Raw genomic sequence first — 15,632 nt, forward strand, 5'->3', positions numbered from 1 at the left:
ACACGATGACAGAGAAGACCTCCCACGACTCGGGCGATGCGGCTGGAGCGCCGGTCATCCTGAGTAACGAGCCCGGCTCGTTCGCCTGGGGCGTGCTGGCCAAGCGCCACCCCGCCCTCATCCAGCAGGTGCGAGACGCCTTCCCGTACGGCCGCCAGCAGCACGAGGCCCTAGACGCCCTGCTGGACGAGATCACCAACGGCGTCATCGAGCCGCTCGCCCCCGGGGAACACGACCGTGAGCGCTGGGCGGACTGGGGGCAGGAGCACTTCGGGCGTTCCTGGTACGACGTCCCGTTCCTGTGGGCGGAGAGCTACTTCTACCGCAGGCTCCTCGGCGCGGTCGGCTACTTCGGCACCGGGCCGTGGCGGGGAGTCGATCCGTTCGCGCCGTTCAAGCGGGCCGAGCTGCGCGGTGAGGCCGTGGAGGAGGAACTGCGGGCCCTGGACGCGCTCGCGAGTGTTCCGGCGGACGAGCGGGCTGCTGCCCTGCTCCACGCGTCGCTCTGGGGCAACCGGGCGGATCTCGGCTTCCGCGTCTCGGCGGGGGAGCCGGCGGCCGGTGACGCCGCTGTCTCCGCGCTGGTGGCCGACGACAGCGCCTTGTTGTGGCAGCTGTTGCCCGTCGGGGGCTCCTCGACCGTCGCCGTAGTGGCGGACAACGCGGGACGCGAGCTGATCCCGGACCTGATCCTCATCGACCACCTCATCGAACAGCGGCATGCCGAACAGGTCGTGCTGCACCTCAAGCCGTACCCCTACTACGTCTCCGACGCGATGACGGCTGACGTTGTCGACTGCCTCCGTCGCCTCATCGAGGCGCCCGGTGAGGCCAGCAGGATCGGCGGCCGGCTGTGGAAGGCCATGGCGGCAGGAAGCCTGGAGATCCGCACCCACCCGTTCTTCTGCGCGCCGCTGCCGTACGAGGAGATGCCCGAGGGCCTTCGTCGCGAGTTCGAGAGCGCCACGCTCACCATCCTGAAGGGCGACCTCAACTACCGTCGCCTGGTGGGCGACCAGCTGTGGGACGCCACGGCGCCCTTCGCCGATCTCACCGCGTACTTTCCGAGGGGCGTCGCGGCGCTCCGGACGCTGAAGTCCGACGTCATCGTCGGCCTGGAGCAGGGGACGCTGGACGCTCTCGAGCGGTCCGGGGCTGCTGCCTGGCGTACCAGCGGAACTCACGCGCTGATTCAGGTGCGACGGTAGATCCGGGGCGAGGTGAGCTCCCGCGCATCAGGTCACACACCTGGAGCGGTCGGGCCACGTGAACTCGGCCGTTTTGCTCTGGTACCTCCGCCGCTACCCGCGTGGTCAGACCGACAGGATTTGCCGCAGCCAGGGATGCCCTGGAGCTACCGCCTTGATCGCGTCCGTCAGCCAGACACGCGCCGACGTGTCCAGCAGCGGCAGTGCTGCCTCGAAGTCGGTCTCGTCCTTGTCCCGGGTCGCCTTCGCCTTGTAGAAGAGCTGCACCTCGGGCGCGAGATAGGGGATCCCCGCATCGCTCGTGCGTCCGAGCCGGTCGATCGGAAGCCGGATCTCCGGATCGCGCCGCGACACCCACTGGGCGCCCTCGACCTCGTCCAGCATGAGCTGCACAGACCAGGGCGCCTCCGGCGTACATCGGCACCAAATGTCGTGGAGCGGTATCCGAAGAACCTCTCCGGGTCGCCACGCTCGCAGCTTCCCCTGGCCGGGCGGGTCCGCCACGTACAGGTCCCAGTCGGCCAGGAGATCACGTACGAGGGCCTGGTCACGACGGAGGACCAGGACGTCGAGATCGCCGTGAGGGCGCAGTACACGTCCCACCAAGAGCTCGATCGCGTATCCGCCGGCGATCCACCACGGGAAGTCCGCCTTGGCGAACACCTTCGCCACATCCTCGGGACGATCCGGCACCCACCAGCCCAACGTCTCATAGCCCACCCGCCTATACTTTCAGCCACCACTCCATGAAAGATGAAGTTGAGCGGCGAGGTCGGCCCCTGCCGGCAGCCCGAGCTCACGACGCACAACGCTGCTCTTCAACGACCCTTCAGGCAATGAGACGCGAGGGGTCAGGGCGGTCACCAACAACCTGCGCCCCGTGGCCTACCGGCGCGGCATGATGGGCGCCGCTGGCGGTGCCATGCGGCTACGCCCGATACGTAGCCTTGCCACTGATGTTTTCTCAGCGATGCTCTACGCGAAGCTGAGTGAACCCGTCGTGCGTGAGCAAACCGCACAAATTATCCTCGGTCGCGGTTAGATGTGAAGCCCCTGCCAGGATGGGTCTCACCACAAGTTCATATCCGTAACCACCAGAGGCTTGTCCCGCCTGCTGGACGGGCGCTGGCGGCGTATCGATACTCCGCGCGGAAGCCGGGCGCTCGGCCCGCTCCGTTAGGCCGTGCTGATGTTGCGCTGGTTCCTGGCGGCCGGTGCAGTCGTTAGTTCGTTCAGCGGGAGCTGGCGGCGGGCCGTCTTGGAGGAAGTGCGAGATCCATGGTGTCCAGTGCCGCAACCGTCACAAGGACATCGTTTCTTATGGCGGTTCCCGGGGCCACGAGTGAAGTTTCCCCTTTCCGCCCGATGGCGGCGTGCTGGCGGGCTTGGAGGATCGTGGAGTCGATCCGGACGAGCCAGTCGATGTCGCCGCCCGCATCCGCGTGGGCCTGAATCTGCTGCAGGACCAGGGTGCCCCCGCCGATCACATAGCGGCGGAACCGTACGTAGGCCGTCTGCCGGAATGCACGTACGTGGGCGGTCAACTGCGACCGGGGCGGGCCGAGTGTTGGTGAAGGCACAGGTCAGGGGGAGAGGCTGGGGGCGGGGGTGTACGTGTATTTCGTCTCACGGCAAGCCGTCCGCGGGGCCGCCGGGAGTACCGAGGGCCGTCCCACCGGCCGAGGGAGCGGGCATGGGTGGGGGTGGCATGGCGCGGCGCGGGCGCGGGACGCGCGGGAGGCGGCGGCGGGCGCGGCCCCGGGGGCGAAGGTGCGCTTCCACTGCGGCCATGTACCGCTCGCGGACATCTGCCAGCGCCCGCAGGTCGACGACCGACGTCGGGATCACCATCGCCGTGTCGTCCGCCGCTGGGGGCGAGAGCCACGCATCCTTCATGCTCTGCCCGGCCACCGTCCTTGTACGGGCGACGAGTTCAGCGTACGCGGCGCCCACCTCCGGAGCTTCGAAGCGGACCCACGCCTCGTGCCAGGTCAGCCTGGCCTGGATCTCCCGCAGCTGCTCCGACAGGCGGACCCGCTCCTCGGCGGCGGCATCCGCACGGCGGCGCCGCACGGCGTAGGCCATTTCCGCGTACTGGATGCTCACCTCGTACGCGCTCGCCAACAGTTCCTGCTTCCGCTCCCGCAGCTGGGCGCGGCGGCTTATCCGCGCCTGGACGCCGAGGACGAGGCCGGTCACGAGTGCGGCGAGAACGGCGGCGTAGGGGCCGAAGGCCTTGATCGCGTCAGCCAATGATTTGGTCCTGTTCGTCGAGGCCCGGCGAGCCGTGGCCGTGGGGTGCTTCGAAGCCCGGCCAGATGCTGGTGGCGCGATAGGCCGACTCCCAGCGCAGATGGCGGACGATGATCGCGATGAGGAGCTGCCCGCCGTCACCGGGCGACCAGCGGCGCGAGGGCGCATCCTTCGGGTACCAGAGGCACAGGGAACCGTCGGGGTTGCGGTGAGCGGGGCAGTCAGGTCCGCGTGTGTGGACGCGGGGGAATGCCGGATCGCCGGGGGCGAAGACGATGCGGAGACTGTGTGAGGGCAGGATCCGCACGTGCGGGTAGATCTGGATGGTGAACCCGGATGCGAAGTCGGCGGGCCTGTCCACCTCGCGAACGTCGAGCCCCGTTGAGCGCATCCCGGTCAGCAGCTCGGCGCGGGCCATGGGGCGGGCGAACCAAGGACGGCGCGCGGGACGCCGGTCACCGCTCAACGGTCGTGTCCTCCCGCCACGAGCGCGTCTTGGGGAGGAGCAGGCTCGCGCCCGCGAGACCGAGGCTGGCGGTGGTGCTCAGGGGAGTGGAGGCGGCGGAGAAGGCGCGCTCGCGTTCACTCATCGTCTTGGGGAAGAGGTGCTCCAGGACCTCCGCCACCGTGTCGATGTCGTCGGGGTCGGCGATGGCCTTCGCGAGCTTGTCGGCGGCGACCCGCAGCCGCCGCTCGGCGTCCGCGTCGGGGATCAGCGGCTTGAGGTCGGGCGAGACGGAGCGCGGATCCTTGGTCGGCTCGCCGCGCTGGAGGCGCAGGGCGGCCTCCAGCAGCACCGTGTGGATCGCGTCGACGAGGCCCACTCTCGGCTCGACGAATTCGTATGCCCACACGGAGAGTTGGTGCGATGAGAAGGCTGGCTTCGCGGCCTGAGCATTCCACGCCTTGAGAATGCGGATGGCGCGGCGCCGGGTACGCCGCAGGGCGTCGGCACCGGACGTCAGCAGCTCCACGTGGCCCTGGGGGTCGCTGGCACTCCAGGCCTTCTTGGAGCCCGGGGCTCGCTCCAGGTCGGGGATCCACAGCCCGTGCCCCTCGCGGCGGCGCAGCGCCACGATGAGATCGACCGTGACATCCGTGCCGTTGACCGGAGTACCGAAGTGAATCTTGAGGCCCCGCCGGGATGTACACACCCGCGCCTTGGGGTAGGACGGGGTGCGCTCCGGGTCGCGGAGCTTCGGACCGATGAACGCGACGAGTTCGTCGGTGACGGCGTGCGGGGCCTCTCCTTCGCCGTCAGGACCGAGCTCCGGGTGCCGGACACGGTCCAGGATGATCCCGCCGTCCCCGTCGCTGACTGCTCCCGCGTGCGGCTGAATGTGGGTGCCAACGGGGATCGAACCCGAGCTGTACGACGTACGGCCCTCGGGGTGCTGCTCGGCCAACTTGCGTGCCAGCGCGAGACGTTCGCGCGTCGCCGTGAGGACGTCGGGATCTACGTTGATCAGAGTGAGCAGGTCGTCGAACTGCTTGTGTAGATGCGCCATGACCGTTCCTTGCCGGTGGAGGGAAGTGAGGTGCGTGGACAGACGGCCGGCACGGGTGTGTACCGTGTTCCGAGTCTGACGCATACCACTGACAACGCCCCCGCGCCCAGCGGGGGGCATAGCCCAGCACGGCCCGGTCGATGAGACGGTCACCGAGATCATGGACCAGCGCCGCCCGCCGGGTCTCACGACTCCCCGGAGTCATCGGGTTCTTCCTTGCCTTGGGCCAGGAACCGGCCTCCAATGAAGACCACACCCAGAGCGACCGCGGAACCGACACCGACCATGGTCTTCTTCAGTAGACCGTCCACGTGGCGCTTGTGCTCGGTGTCCTTCTGAGAAGCAAGTCTTGCCGTTTCCTGGATGAGTTCGAGGAGGTGCTTCCTCTGCTCCCAGGTCAGGTCGTCCCTGCGGAGTTCCCGCTCGAAGATCTCCCGGTTCTCCCGGAGGGCCTGGTAGACCTGATCCAGGCTGTGCCTGCCGTCCGCGAGAGTGGCCTCGTGGGCCTTCTCGATGGCGCCGAAGGCGTCCGTGGCGAACTTCCTGAACTCGGGGAACTGTTCGACGATCTTCATGGCCACTTCGGTGTCCATGTCAGGCATCATGGCCGCGAACCTGACGGTCTTCTCCTTGGAGAGGTGCCTCCAGGTGTCGATCCCGAGCGCGCGCATGATCTCGGCTTCGTTCTTGTACTTCATGCCGTGGAGCCTCCATTGCTCTCCTTCGCAGCGCGTTCTTCCGCGCTGCGGGCCCGGTAATCGATCTCCTGGATGTGCACCTTAATGTTCAGGCGCGCTGCCGATGTTCTGGAGGAGGTAGAGAGTGGTCGGCCGTGGTTCCCTGGGAGCTGCAGGACGATCCGGGGCTCAGCCGGTCGACCCGAAGGCGGCGACTGGTGCGCGGCTCGGCGCGACGGCAGCGGCACGGAGTGACAGTCGGATCTGACGTTGGTCTGGGGTCGTCGTCCCGGTCGGTGACCAGTGCCGCTGGTAGCGGCAGTCTGTACTTGTCGCACAGGAACCGGGCCCGGCAGTACCGCTGGGCGTCGGCGGCCACACTGCCGAGAACCGCGGAATTCATGCCGGCACCGACGAGGACGCCCACAAATGGCGCGACCTTGGCGACGTGCCCTTGGGCTTCTCCCCGGAGCTTCGCACTCCGCCGTTCCCAGCTACGCACGCCCGGGTGGGGACGGGTCATCGGACACGAACTCGGGACTACCCTGTCATCGGCGACACCACTACCGACCCCCTCTCCAAGAGCGTCCACTCCACGCACGCGACCTTGTGTCGCATCTTCACCGGAGAGGTGCTTTTTCCACGGCACGATCTGGACCTTCGACAGTCCTATCGTTGCAGCGCAGGAGTACTTATCGCGTTTTTGATCACGCTTCGGACGCCCCGCCTCGTGAAATCCCGAGGTTAGTTCGGCGGCAGCGCGTTCGCCGAGTGCACGGATGCTCCTGATCAAGCCGTTTGTGGTTTGTGTCCACGTGCAGGGCCTGCTCGGACTGGCTCTTGGGGCGCCGGACTGGGACGTGGACTTCGATCCCGGCGCCGATATAACCCTTCTCAGCGAGGGTGGGCAGGCATTGCCAGCGGCCTTGTACAGCGCGGGAAGAGCGTGGATACGGGCGACGGTGATCTTGGGGGCGCTGCCGGGTTCGGCGTCGGAGACCCATAGTGGGGTGTCGTCAGGGGAGGACAGGGATTGCACGTTACACCGAAGGCCTTGTGTTTCTGGCTGAACCACCAGCCGTTGCCGTTCTCGCGCACGCTGGTGACCCTGGCCCGTCAGAGACCCGACGGGTGGCTGGAAAGCCAGTCGGCATGGCGATCGCGCATCTGATCCCGTTCCCCGGGCGTAGTGAGGAAGACGTCGGCGCCGCCGTCGTAGGGATGGTGGATGCGAAGCATCTGGGTGTCGGTGACGAGGACTCCCGCCACCTTGCCGTCAGCGATGTCTCGGAGCAGCTCATCGAGGCAGCCGTGTCACCAAGGACGGCGGGCGGCGAAGAGGTGGCAGTAGGTGCGGAACTCCGGGTCAGGATCGTTCTCCACCAGCAGGCTCTGCCAGTAGCCGGCCTCGGGCTGGAACGCGGGAACCTCGGCTTCCAGATCGGTGTGATCACGTACACGTCTCCACCGGCGAACAACTCATCAAGGACCGTGTTGTACCGCCCCAGGACGACGGCGTACTCGCCCTCGTCCTCTGCGTATCGCTTCAATTTCCGCAGGTTGTGGAAGCGTACCCAGACATTCCGGTACGGGCCACGGAGTTTGTACCCAACCGGAGGGCATTCGGGCCAATGCTGCTACAGCTCGGTCAAACCGTTTGTACGCCTCCAACCACGTGCCGCACTCGTCCTCTCGCGCATGGGCCCCTGCCGGACGACCATGATGCCTGGCGCCTACCCATCAAGAGAAAAGGTCTCCAAGGCCCTTGTCAGTGCTGGCTGTTCATGTCATCCTGTAAGGCTTTGCACCGAGATCACGATCAGCGCTCTGGGGGGAAACACATGGTGACGGCGGCGGTTGGCCCGTCCGGTGGCGACGACGAGCAGGTCGCGCGGTTGGCCGAGGGCTCGTCCAACTTCGGCCACCTGATCGGCCATGAGCCTTTACTGGTGACGCTGGGCTGTGCCGCGGAGTCGTACGTCCACACCGACCCGCACGCAGCCATGGTGAAGGCTCGTCTCTTCGGTGAGATCATGGCCAAGCACCTGGTCACGCTGGTGAACGTCACCGTTCCCGGCAACAAGCAGGTCGACCGCATCAACGCCCTGACCCGGGCGGGGGTTCTTGTTCCCCAGGTACGCGCGTGGTTCGAGGGGATCCGCACGACCGGAAACCGGGCGGTCCATGAGTACTACGCCAATGTGCGTGCCGCACTCCAGGCCGTAGAGGCGTGTTTCCGCCTCGGTGACTGGTTGCACCGCTCCCTTGACCAGTCGGACACCACACATCGCGTTTTTCTGGCGCCTGCGCCTTCGTCCGCCTTGCCGGCCCCTGAGACGATCGCAGACGCTCAGGAGCTGGAGCAGCTTCGCACCGAACTCGATGCCTACCGGCGGAAGCTGGAGGAGGCCCGGCTTCGGTACGACGGCAAGCAGAGCCGGCTGGAGCGCGAGCAGGCCGCCCGAGAGGAGGCCGAGGCGGAGCTGGCTCGTGCGGAAGCCGAGCGGGCGGCACTGCACGACGTAATCGCCGAGCTGAGTGACAAGATCACCGAGTTGACCGCTCCGGCACTTGAGGCGCACACCACTGCCCAGCCGCTGGGCGGAGCCTCGCAGCGCGACGAGTTCATCGCGCACGCGCAGAAGGCCGCCCGCCCGCCCATGAGCGAGGCACAGGTCCGCGACGAACTGGACAGGATCCTGGAGCTGGCGGGCTGGGCAGTCCAGGACGACAAGGACAAGAACCTGTTCGTCGACCGCCGTGGCGTCGCCATCCGGGAGGTTTCCACTGCGGTAGGCCGCGCCGACTACCTCCTCTACGTCGACCAGCGCCTTGTCGGGGTCATAGAGGCCAAGCGGGAGGGCGCCGACCTGGAGGCCGCCATGCAGCAGGCCGCGCGCTACGCCACCGGGCTCACCCGTAGCCAGCAGCTCAGTGCCTGGCGCGCCAGCCTGCCCTTCAGGTACGTCGCCGACGGCAACACTGTCCGCTTCCACAACGCGCTGGACCCGTTCCCGCGCACCCGCGACGTCTTCGCCGTGCACCGCCCGGACACGATCGCCCGCTGGATCGACGAGGCCGAGGCCGATCCCAGCGCGCCGACTCTGCGCGCCCGGATGCGCCGTCTGCCGGAGACTTTCCTTGACCCGGAGGATCTGCGTCCGGCCCAGGTAAAGGCGATCAACGGCCTGGAGCGCTCCCTGGCCAGGGACGACCCGCGGGCCCTTATCCAGATGGCAACCGGTGCCGGCAAGACTTACACGGTAGTCAGCGAGAGCTACCGGCTGCTCAAGCATGCGGGCGCAAAGCGCATTCTGTTCCTCGTCGACCGCAACAACCTTGGCAGTCAGGCCGCCACCGAGTTCGAGAACTTCGATACCCCGGACGATGGCCGCAAGTTCACCGAGTTGTACGTCGTGCAGCGCCTTGCGGGCGATACCGTCCTCGGCTCTGCCAACGTGGTGGTGTCCACCGTGCAGCGGCTATGGCTCGCCCTCACCGGTCGTCCGGTGCCGAGCGCCGACGACAATAACGAGAGCCTTGACCGCTACGACCTGGTCGATGAGCCGGTGGAGGTCGGCTATAACCCAGCCCTGTCGCCGGAGTCCTTCGACCTCATCGTCGTCGACGAGTGCCACCGCTCCATCTACGGCAAGTGGCGCGCCGTCCTGGAGTACTTTGACGCCCACTTGGTCGGCCTGACCGCCACTCCTGTCATGCAGACCTTCGGGTTCTTCTTCCAGAACTTGGTCAGCGAGTACCCGTACGAGCAGGCCGTCGCCGACGGCGTCAACGTCGACTTCGACGTCTTCCGGATCCGCACGGAACTGGGGGAAAACGGAGGCACGATCCCCGCCGAGACAGTCGTGCCGATGCGGGAGCGGAAGACCCGGCGGGAGCGGTACCAGGAACTGGAGGAGGACCTGGAGTGGAAGGCCTCCCAGCTGGGCCGCCAGGTCATCAGCAAGGGCCAGCTGAAGCTCGTCATCGAGACGTTCCGCCGGCACCTCTTCACGAACATCTTCCCGCCAGTGGGTGAGGGCGCGGTCCAGCGGTCGCGTACGCACGTGCCCAAGACGCTGATCTTTGCCGTGGACGACAACCACGCTGACGAGATCGTCCAGATGGTGAGGCAGGTCTTCGGCGAGAGCGACGACTTCTGCATGAAGATCACGCACGCGGCGAAGCGACCCGCAGAGCTGATCAAGGCGTTCCGTAACAGCCCTGAACTGCGGATCGCGGTGACCGTGGACATGATCGCCACAGGGACGGACATCCCACCGCTGGAGTGTGTCTTCTTCCTGCGGGACGTCAAGAGCTGGGCCTACTTCGAGCAGATGAAGGGCCGGGGCTCGCGGACGGTGGACCCGGCGGAGTTCCAGGCGGTCACGCCCGATGCCGAGGTCAAGGAGCGTTTTGTGATCGTCGACGCGGTCGGCGTCACGGACTCGCCACGTGTTGATGCCCGCCCGCTCAACCGCGTCTCCGAGCGGAAAATTCCGCTGGAACGGCTGATGGCCAAGACTGCCGGTCTGGCAATGACGGAAGACGAGGTCGCCACCCTGGCGGGTCGCTTGGCACGTCTCGACCGGCAGCTCACTCCCGAGGAGCGTGAAGAGGTCGAGGAACTCGCCGGCCAGCCGCTTCGAAAGATCGTCGGCGATCTGGTCCGGTCCGTGGACCCCGATGAGCAGGAACGGGCACGGCGCATCGGCGGCCACGGGCAGGTCCGGCAGGACATGCTGGCGGCCCTGAAGCCCATCGCCTCGAACCGCGAGCTGCGAGACCGGCTCATGTCGATGCGCCGCGCCCACGACATCGTCATAGACGAGGTGAGCGTGGACGAGGTGAAGGAGGCACGGGGCATCACTGCGGACGAGCTGGCGATTCGGCGCGTGTCCTCCTGGCAGCAGTACCTGAAGGACAACCAGGACGAGATCGCCGCATTCAACATCGCGTTCAGTGAGCGGCGCGACCCGAAGGAGGTCTACCGGCGGCTGCGGGATCTGGCTCGGAAGATCGAACGTCCTCCGTTCCAGTGGACGCCGGCGCGACTGTACGACGCGTACGTACAGCTGGGCAAGGCGGCTCAGCATCCTCGGGGGGCGGCTGGCGTCGTCGACCTGATCGGCTTGCTGCGGTTCGAGCTGGGGCTGGATGAAGAGGTGCGGCCGTACCGGGTGCTGGTGGAGGAACGGTACGCGGCGTGGCGTGCCCGGCAGGAACAGGCGGGCGCGGTGTTCACAGCGGACCAGTTGTGGTGGCTTGACCGGATGGTGGACGTGATCGCGACGGATGCTGCGATCGAGCCGGACCACTTGAAGGACGTACCCTTCATCGAGCGCGGGGGCGTGGACGGGTTCCTGAGGGAATTCGGGGCTGATCGGGGGGCTGAGATTTTGGATGAGCTGGGACGGGAGTTGGGTGCGTGAACGGGGACATCCCTACGGGCTGGGCCGAGGCCACCATCGGTGATTTGATCGATGCGGCAGGAGTTTTCACTGACGGAGACTGGGTGGAAAGCAAGGACCAGGATCCAACAGGTGAAGTGCGATTGATCCAGTTGGCTGACGTGGGTGATGGACAGTTCCGCAATCGCAGCAATAGGTCGCTGACCCTGGAAAAGGCAGGGCAGCTCAACTGTACGTTGCTCGCTCCAGGCGATGTCCTTATTGCGCGGATGCCGGATCCTCTCGGTCGTGCTTGTCTTTACCCCGGGGAAAACCGTCCGGCGGCAACTGTCGTGGATGTGTGCATTGTAAGGCCAAGTTCAAACGTGCACCCTCGATGGTTGATGTATTTCATCAACTCTCCGCAGTTTCGGGAGCGTCTAAAGCCGTTCGAGAGTGGATCTACTCGGAAGAGAATTTCCCGCAAGAACTTGGCAAAGATCCGGATTTCCGTCCCGCCCGTTGCCGAGCAGCGCCGTATCGTTGCGGCGCTCGAGGAGCAACTGTCGCGCCTCGATGCGGCGGTCGAGGCAGTGGAGCTGAGTCGTACCCGGTCAAGGCAGCTCTGGGCTTCGATCTTGAATCAGATGACGGAAGGAACCCTGTCGCGAAGTGTGCGACGTCCCGTGACTTGGGAGCGCACCGGCGAGGTAGCTGTAGTTCAGGGTGGAATCCAGAAGCAGGCGAGACGTCGGCCAGTGGATAATAAATTCCCCTTCCTTCGGGTGGCCAACGTGCCTCGCGGAAGTCTTGCACTCGACGACGTTCACGAGGTTGAGCTTTTTGAGGGTGAACTGGAACGCTACCGACTTCAGAGTGGTGACTTGCTCGTAGTGGAAGGGAACGGTAGTCCCGACCAAATCGGGCGCGCGGCGACGTGGCGCGGAGAAATTAAAGACTGTGTGCACCAGAACCATCTGATCAGGGTTAGGCCGGGTGTGCGACTGCGAGCCGAATTCCTCGAACTTGCATGGAATTCGCCCAAGGTTGCGCAGCAGCTGAAGGAGGTGGCTAGCTCGACCAGCGGTTTGCACACTCTAAGTACCGCCAAGGTCAAGTCGATCCAGATCCCGGTCCCCTCTTTGGAGGAACAGGACGCGTTGCTTGATGCGGTACAACAGTGGCGCAACAAGCAGCTCACCGCAGAGGTTGCACAACGGGCTGCTCTCGCTCGCGCTGCTGTCCTACGCCGCTCACTCCTCGCTGATGCCTTCGGAGGCCGTCTCGTCCCCCAGAACCCCGCCGACGAGCCTGCCAGCGCACTTCTCGACCGTATCCGTGCCGAGCGTGAGGCGGCCGGAGTGATTAAATCCCGGCGCCGAAGTCCTCGCCAAGCACCCGCCCAGCGTGAACGCACATCGCAGACCGCACCGACACCGGCCGCGCCTCCGCCTCCCGCCGACGTTCGCGCCCTCGCTACCGCCGTTCAGCCCACCCTCGACATGGAGATCCCCTCGTGACCACGACCGAGGCCCGTCGGCTCGTCGATAAGCTCTGGAGCTACTGCCACGTCCTGCGTGACGACGGCGTCTCCACCATCGACTACGTTGAGCAGTTGACGCTTCTTGTGTTTCTCAAGATGGCGCACGAGGCGCAGTCCCGCCCGCCGATGTTCCGCGAGCAGATCATGCCCGAAGGGTCGGTCTGGGAAGGCCGCGGCTGGCCCGAGTTGCTGAACAATGATGGTGCCGCGCTTGAAGCCGCGTACACCGAACTCCTCGAAGACCTCGGTGCCCAGCGAAAGGACACCACCTTTCACCTGATCTTCAACGGGGCCCGGAACCGCATCCACGACCCCGCCAAGCTCAAGCGCCTGGTCAAGGACCTGATCGACAAGGAGAACTGGTCGGGTCAGAAGACCGACATCAAGGGCGACGCCTACGAGGAGCTGCTGTCCCGGGGCGCGGAGGACATCAAGTCGGGCGCTGGTCAGTACTTCACCCCGCGTCCGCTGATCCAGGCCATCATCGACTGCGTTCGTCCGACTCCGGACGACACGATCACCGATCCTGCCTGCGGAACCGCCGGCTTCCTTCTGGCCGCCGCTGAATACATCCTTCACGAGTACGGCAATCAGCTCACCCCCGAGCAGCGCAAGCACCTAAGCAGCGGTGGCATCTGGGGCACCGAGCTGGTCAAGAACACTGCCCGCCTTGCCGCGATGAACCTCTTCCTGCACGGTATCGGTCAGCCCACCGGACCTGCTCTGGTCCGTACCAAGGACGCCCTTGCAGCTCCGCCTGACAAGCGTGCGAGCCTGGTCCTGGCCAACCCGCCGTTCGGTAAGAAGTCGTCCATCACCGTCTACGGCGACGACGGTTCTGCCGCCCGCGAGGCGATCGCCTACGAGCGGCGCGACTTCTGGGTCACCACGACTAACAAGCAGCTCAACTTCGTTCAGCACATCGCCTCGCTCCTCGAAATTCACGGCCGGGCTGCAGTCGTGGTCCCCGACAACGTGCTCTTCGAGGGTGGTGCTGGCGAGACCATCCGCCGGCGTCTCCTGAATGAGTACGACGTGCACACGCTGCTGCGCTTGCCGAAGGGGATCTGGTATGCGCCAGGTGTGAGTGCCAACGTGCTGTTCTTCGAGCGCAAGCCGGCCCGGCCCAACCAGCCGTGGACCGAGAAGCTGTGGGTCTACGACTTCCGTACGGCCCAGCACTTCACCCTCAAGCAGAACCCGCTCACCCGGGCTCACCTTGAGGACTTCGTGCAGTGCTACCGCGCTGACGAGGACCGCTCCAAGCGCGTGGAGACTGAACGCTTTAAGGCGTACACGTACGAGGAGCTGATCGCCCGCGACAAGGCGAACCTCGACATCACCTGGCTCCGCGACCCGAGCCTCGACGACGCAGCCAACCTCCCCGCGCCCGAGGTGCTGGCTGCCGAGATCGTCGAGGACCTCCAGGCAGCCCTGGAGGAGTTCGCCGCGATCGCGGAGACGCTGCAGCAGGCCCGGAGTGAGGGGGAGAGCACAGCAGTGACGGAAGCGCACGTCGAGGTCTGAGTGCAGATGCGGCCTGTGCCCCGTATGCGAGAAGCGGGGTGCGAGGCCGCATCTGTTTGTTCCGTCAGCGCAAGGTTGCCTAGGCCACAGAGGTGAGGGGAAGGCGAAGGCCGTGAAAGTGCTTCGAGTCGCGCACGTGGATGGCTCCTGGTGTGGCTACGACCTCGACGCAGTCGGGGCCTTCGGTCATGCTGGCGCCAGCCACTGAAGTGTGCCAAGATCGGTCTTCCCTGGGCTCCACCAGCGGGAGCCGCCCCTCGGCCATGCGGTTCTGGACCTTGGCCCAGAGCTCCTTGGCGCGCTTCTGGGCATAGTGTTGCACTGAGGGCGATGGGGAGCCTGAGGTGGCGACGGTCATCTCAACCCAAGATATTTCGCCACCGACGCTCCCGGCCCACCTGCATCTATGCAGGTCGAGCACAGCGCTCGAGCGTCCATACTGCGCGACTACCTGGACTAGAACACAAGGCGGAAGATTCACCGGTGAGGGCCCGGATCCCCAGGGATCCGGGCCCTCCGGCGTGTCCACGGGGGCGGAGCGGGACGGGCTGGATCACGCTGGGTGAAACGTTTCCACCTCAGCGTCAGGAGCCTCCATGCCCCGTCCCGTCGTCCGTGCCCTGACCGGGGTCCTCGCCCTGACCGCCGCGGCCGTCGTCACGCCGCTCGCCGCGCCCCTCCCGGCGGCCGCGGACAGCGTCGTCGTCGGCGGCCAGCCCGCCCCCGTGGCGGACAGCCCCTGGGCGGTGGCGCTGTCGAGCCGGGACCGGTTCGGGGGAGCGCGCTCGGGCCAGTTCTGCGGCGGTGTCGTCGTGGCGCCGACGAAGGTCCTGACGGTCGCCCACTGTCTGGGTGAAGAGGCGCTCGGCGGGCCGGTGAGCCGGGTGAGGGACCTGCGGGTCATCGCCGGACGGGAGCGGCTGAGCGAGACGGCCGGCCAGGAGATCCCGGTCCGGGGGGTCTGGGTCAATCCGGCGTACGACCCCGACACCAACGCCGGGGACCTCGCGGTGCTCACCCTCTCCCGGGCGCTGCCGAAGGGCAGCGTGATCCCGACGGCCGGAGCCGGGGACGAGGCCTACCGGGCCGGTACGGGAGCGGCGGTCTACGGGTGGGGGGACACGACGGGCGCCGGTACGTACTCCTCGGTGCTGCGCTCCGCCCGCGTCCAGGTCCTGCCGGACGCCGACTGCGCCCGCGCCTACCCGGGGGGCCGGGAGGGGACGTACGACGCCTCAGGGATGCTCTGTGCGGGCGATCCGAGGGGCGGGCGGGACGCGTGCCAGGGCGACAGCGGCGGGCCGCTGGTGGCCCGTGGACGGCTCATCGGCCTGGTCTCCTGGGGGAGCGGCTGTGGGCGCCCGGGCAGCCCCGGGGTGTACACCCGGGTCTCCGCCGCCCTGAAGTGGGCCGAGGGGCGGATCTGAGGGGCGTATCCGAGGGGGTGGACGGCCGTCCGCAGCCTCCCGTACGGAGTGGGCCGTACGGCCTCGGCGGAACCCTGTCGCGTACGGCGAGAGCCCGTG

The 15,632-nt window shown here is 66.6% G+C and carries 12 protein-coding genes and 1 pseudogene; 5 read left to right on the forward strand and 8 right to left on the reverse strand.

Annotated elements, in window-relative coordinates:
• Window positions 1-5: 5 nt before the first annotated feature.
• Window positions 6-1,208, forward strand: coding sequence for a damage-control phosphatase ARMT1 family protein (locus tag ACQ9ZG_RS26220; protein ID WP_109917093.1), 1,203 nt, complete (start codon window positions 6-8; stop codon window positions 1,206-1,208).
• A 105-nt stretch (window positions 1,209-1,313) separates the two neighbouring features.
• On the opposite strand, the gene ACQ9ZG_RS26225 is transcribed toward ACQ9ZG_RS26220, so the two are convergent.
• The 7 genes and pseudogenes from ACQ9ZG_RS26225 to ACQ9ZG_RS26255 form a co-directional block, all read right to left on the reverse strand.
• Complete coding sequence (locus ACQ9ZG_RS26225) at window positions 1,314-1,928, reverse strand: nucleotidyltransferase domain-containing protein (protein ID WP_499281282.1); 615 nt, start codon at window positions 1,926-1,928, stop codon at window positions 1,314-1,316.
• Window positions 1,929-2,834: 906 nt separating this feature from the next.
• Entirely contained in the window at window positions 2,835-3,461 is a 627-nt protein-coding gene (locus ACQ9ZG_RS26230) for a hypothetical protein (RefSeq protein WP_499281283.1), read from the reverse strand.
• The gene (locus ACQ9ZG_RS26235; protein WP_109917663.1) at window positions 3,454-3,879 is read right to left on the reverse strand and encodes a hypothetical protein; all 426 of its coding nucleotides are present in this window, start codon (window positions 3,877-3,879) and stop codon (window positions 3,454-3,456) included. The genes ACQ9ZG_RS26230 and ACQ9ZG_RS26235 overlap by 8 nt, the downstream gene beginning before the upstream one ends.
• A gap of 37 nt (window positions 3,880-3,916) precedes the next feature.
• Entirely contained in the window at window positions 3,917-4,969 is a 1,053-nt protein-coding gene (locus ACQ9ZG_RS26240) for a hypothetical protein (RefSeq protein WP_109917664.1), read from the reverse strand.
• A gap of 185 nt (window positions 4,970-5,154) precedes the next feature.
• On the reverse strand, window positions 5,155-5,667 hold the full coding sequence (locus ACQ9ZG_RS26245; RefSeq protein WP_109917665.1) for a hypothetical protein: 513 nt from the start codon (window positions 5,665-5,667) through the stop codon (window positions 5,155-5,157).
• A 1,095-nt stretch (window positions 5,668-6,762) separates the two neighbouring features.
• Window positions 6,763-6,915, reverse strand: coding sequence for a DUF3885 domain-containing protein (locus tag ACQ9ZG_RS26250; protein ID WP_441350855.1), 153 nt, complete (start codon window positions 6,913-6,915; stop codon window positions 6,763-6,765).
• A 200-nt stretch (window positions 6,916-7,115) separates the two neighbouring features.
• A pseudogene (locus ACQ9ZG_RS26255) lies at window positions 7,116-7,196 on the reverse strand (DUF3885 domain-containing protein); the annotation flags it as partial.
• Between the two features lie 291 nt (window positions 7,197-7,487).
• On the opposite strand from ACQ9ZG_RS26255, the gene ACQ9ZG_RS26260 reads away from it, so the two are divergent.
• Genes ACQ9ZG_RS26260 through ACQ9ZG_RS26270 form a run of 3 tightly spaced genes read left to right on the forward strand, consistent with a single transcriptional unit; the run spans window position 7,488 to window position 14,106 of the window.
• On the forward strand, window positions 7,488-11,078 hold the full coding sequence (locus ACQ9ZG_RS26260) for a DEAD/DEAH box helicase family protein (RefSeq protein WP_181398435.1): 3,591 nt from the start codon (window positions 7,488-7,490) through the stop codon (window positions 11,076-11,078).
• Window positions 11,075-12,556, forward strand: a complete 1,482-nt coding sequence (locus tag ACQ9ZG_RS26265) for a restriction endonuclease subunit S (RefSeq protein ID WP_109917667.1) — start codon at window positions 11,075-11,077, stop codon at window positions 12,554-12,556. The genes ACQ9ZG_RS26260 and ACQ9ZG_RS26265 overlap by 4 nt, the downstream gene beginning before the upstream one ends.
• The gene (locus ACQ9ZG_RS26270) at window positions 12,553-14,106 is read left to right on the forward strand and encodes a class I SAM-dependent DNA methyltransferase (protein WP_109917668.1); all 1,554 of its coding nucleotides are present in this window, start codon (window positions 12,553-12,555) and stop codon (window positions 14,104-14,106) included. Before ACQ9ZG_RS26265 ends, ACQ9ZG_RS26270 begins: the two co-directional genes overlap by 4 nt.
• Window positions 14,107-14,185: 79 nt before the next feature.
• Here the strand turns inward: ACQ9ZG_RS26270 and ACQ9ZG_RS26275 are convergent, their stop codons facing one another.
• The gene (locus ACQ9ZG_RS26275) at window positions 14,186-14,464 is read right to left on the reverse strand and encodes a DUF397 domain-containing protein (protein WP_309076661.1); all 279 of its coding nucleotides are present in this window, start codon (window positions 14,462-14,464) and stop codon (window positions 14,186-14,188) included.
• 238 nt (window positions 14,465-14,702) lie between these two features.
• Here ACQ9ZG_RS26275 and ACQ9ZG_RS26280 point away from each other — a divergent pair, with 238 nt between their 5' ends.
• A complete protein-coding gene (locus ACQ9ZG_RS26280) occupies window positions 14,703-15,533 on the forward strand; it encodes a S1 family peptidase (protein ID WP_028419080.1) in 831 nt (276 codons plus the stop codon).
• Window positions 15,534-15,632 lie beyond the last annotated feature (99 nt).

It is taken from the genome of Streptomyces araujoniae, assembly GCF_050871195.1.
Taxonomy (GTDB): Bacteria; Actinomycetota; Actinomycetes; order Streptomycetales; family Streptomycetaceae; genus Streptomyces; species Streptomyces bacillaris.

Excerpts from the sequence above, each read along its gene's own strand:
- ACQ9ZG_RS26220 (WP_109917093.1), top strand. The coding sequence starts at position 6 with ATGACAGAGAAGACCTCCCACGACTCGGGCGATGCGGCTGGAGCGCCG.
- ACQ9ZG_RS26235 (WP_109917663.1), bottom strand. The coding sequence starts at position 3,879 with ATGGCCCGCGCCGAGCTGCTGACCGGGATGCGCTCAACGGGGCTCGAC.
- ACQ9ZG_RS26240 (WP_109917664.1), bottom strand. The coding sequence starts at position 4,969 with ATGGCGCATCTACACAAGCAGTTCGACGACCTGCTCACTCTGATCAAC.
- ACQ9ZG_RS26245 (WP_109917665.1), bottom strand. The coding sequence starts at position 5,667 with ATGAAGTACAAGAACGAAGCCGAGATCATGCGCGCGCTCGGGATCGAC.
- ACQ9ZG_RS26260 (WP_181398435.1), top strand. The coding sequence starts at position 7,488 with ATGGTGACGGCGGCGGTTGGCCCGTCCGGTGGCGACGACGAGCAGGTC.
- ACQ9ZG_RS26275 (WP_309076661.1), bottom strand. The coding sequence starts at position 14,464 with ATGACCGTCGCCACCTCAGGCTCCCCATCGCCCTCAGTGCAACACTAT.
- ACQ9ZG_RS26280 (WP_028419080.1), top strand. The coding sequence starts at position 14,703 with ATGCCCCGTCCCGTCGTCCGTGCCCTGACCGGGGTCCTCGCCCTGACC.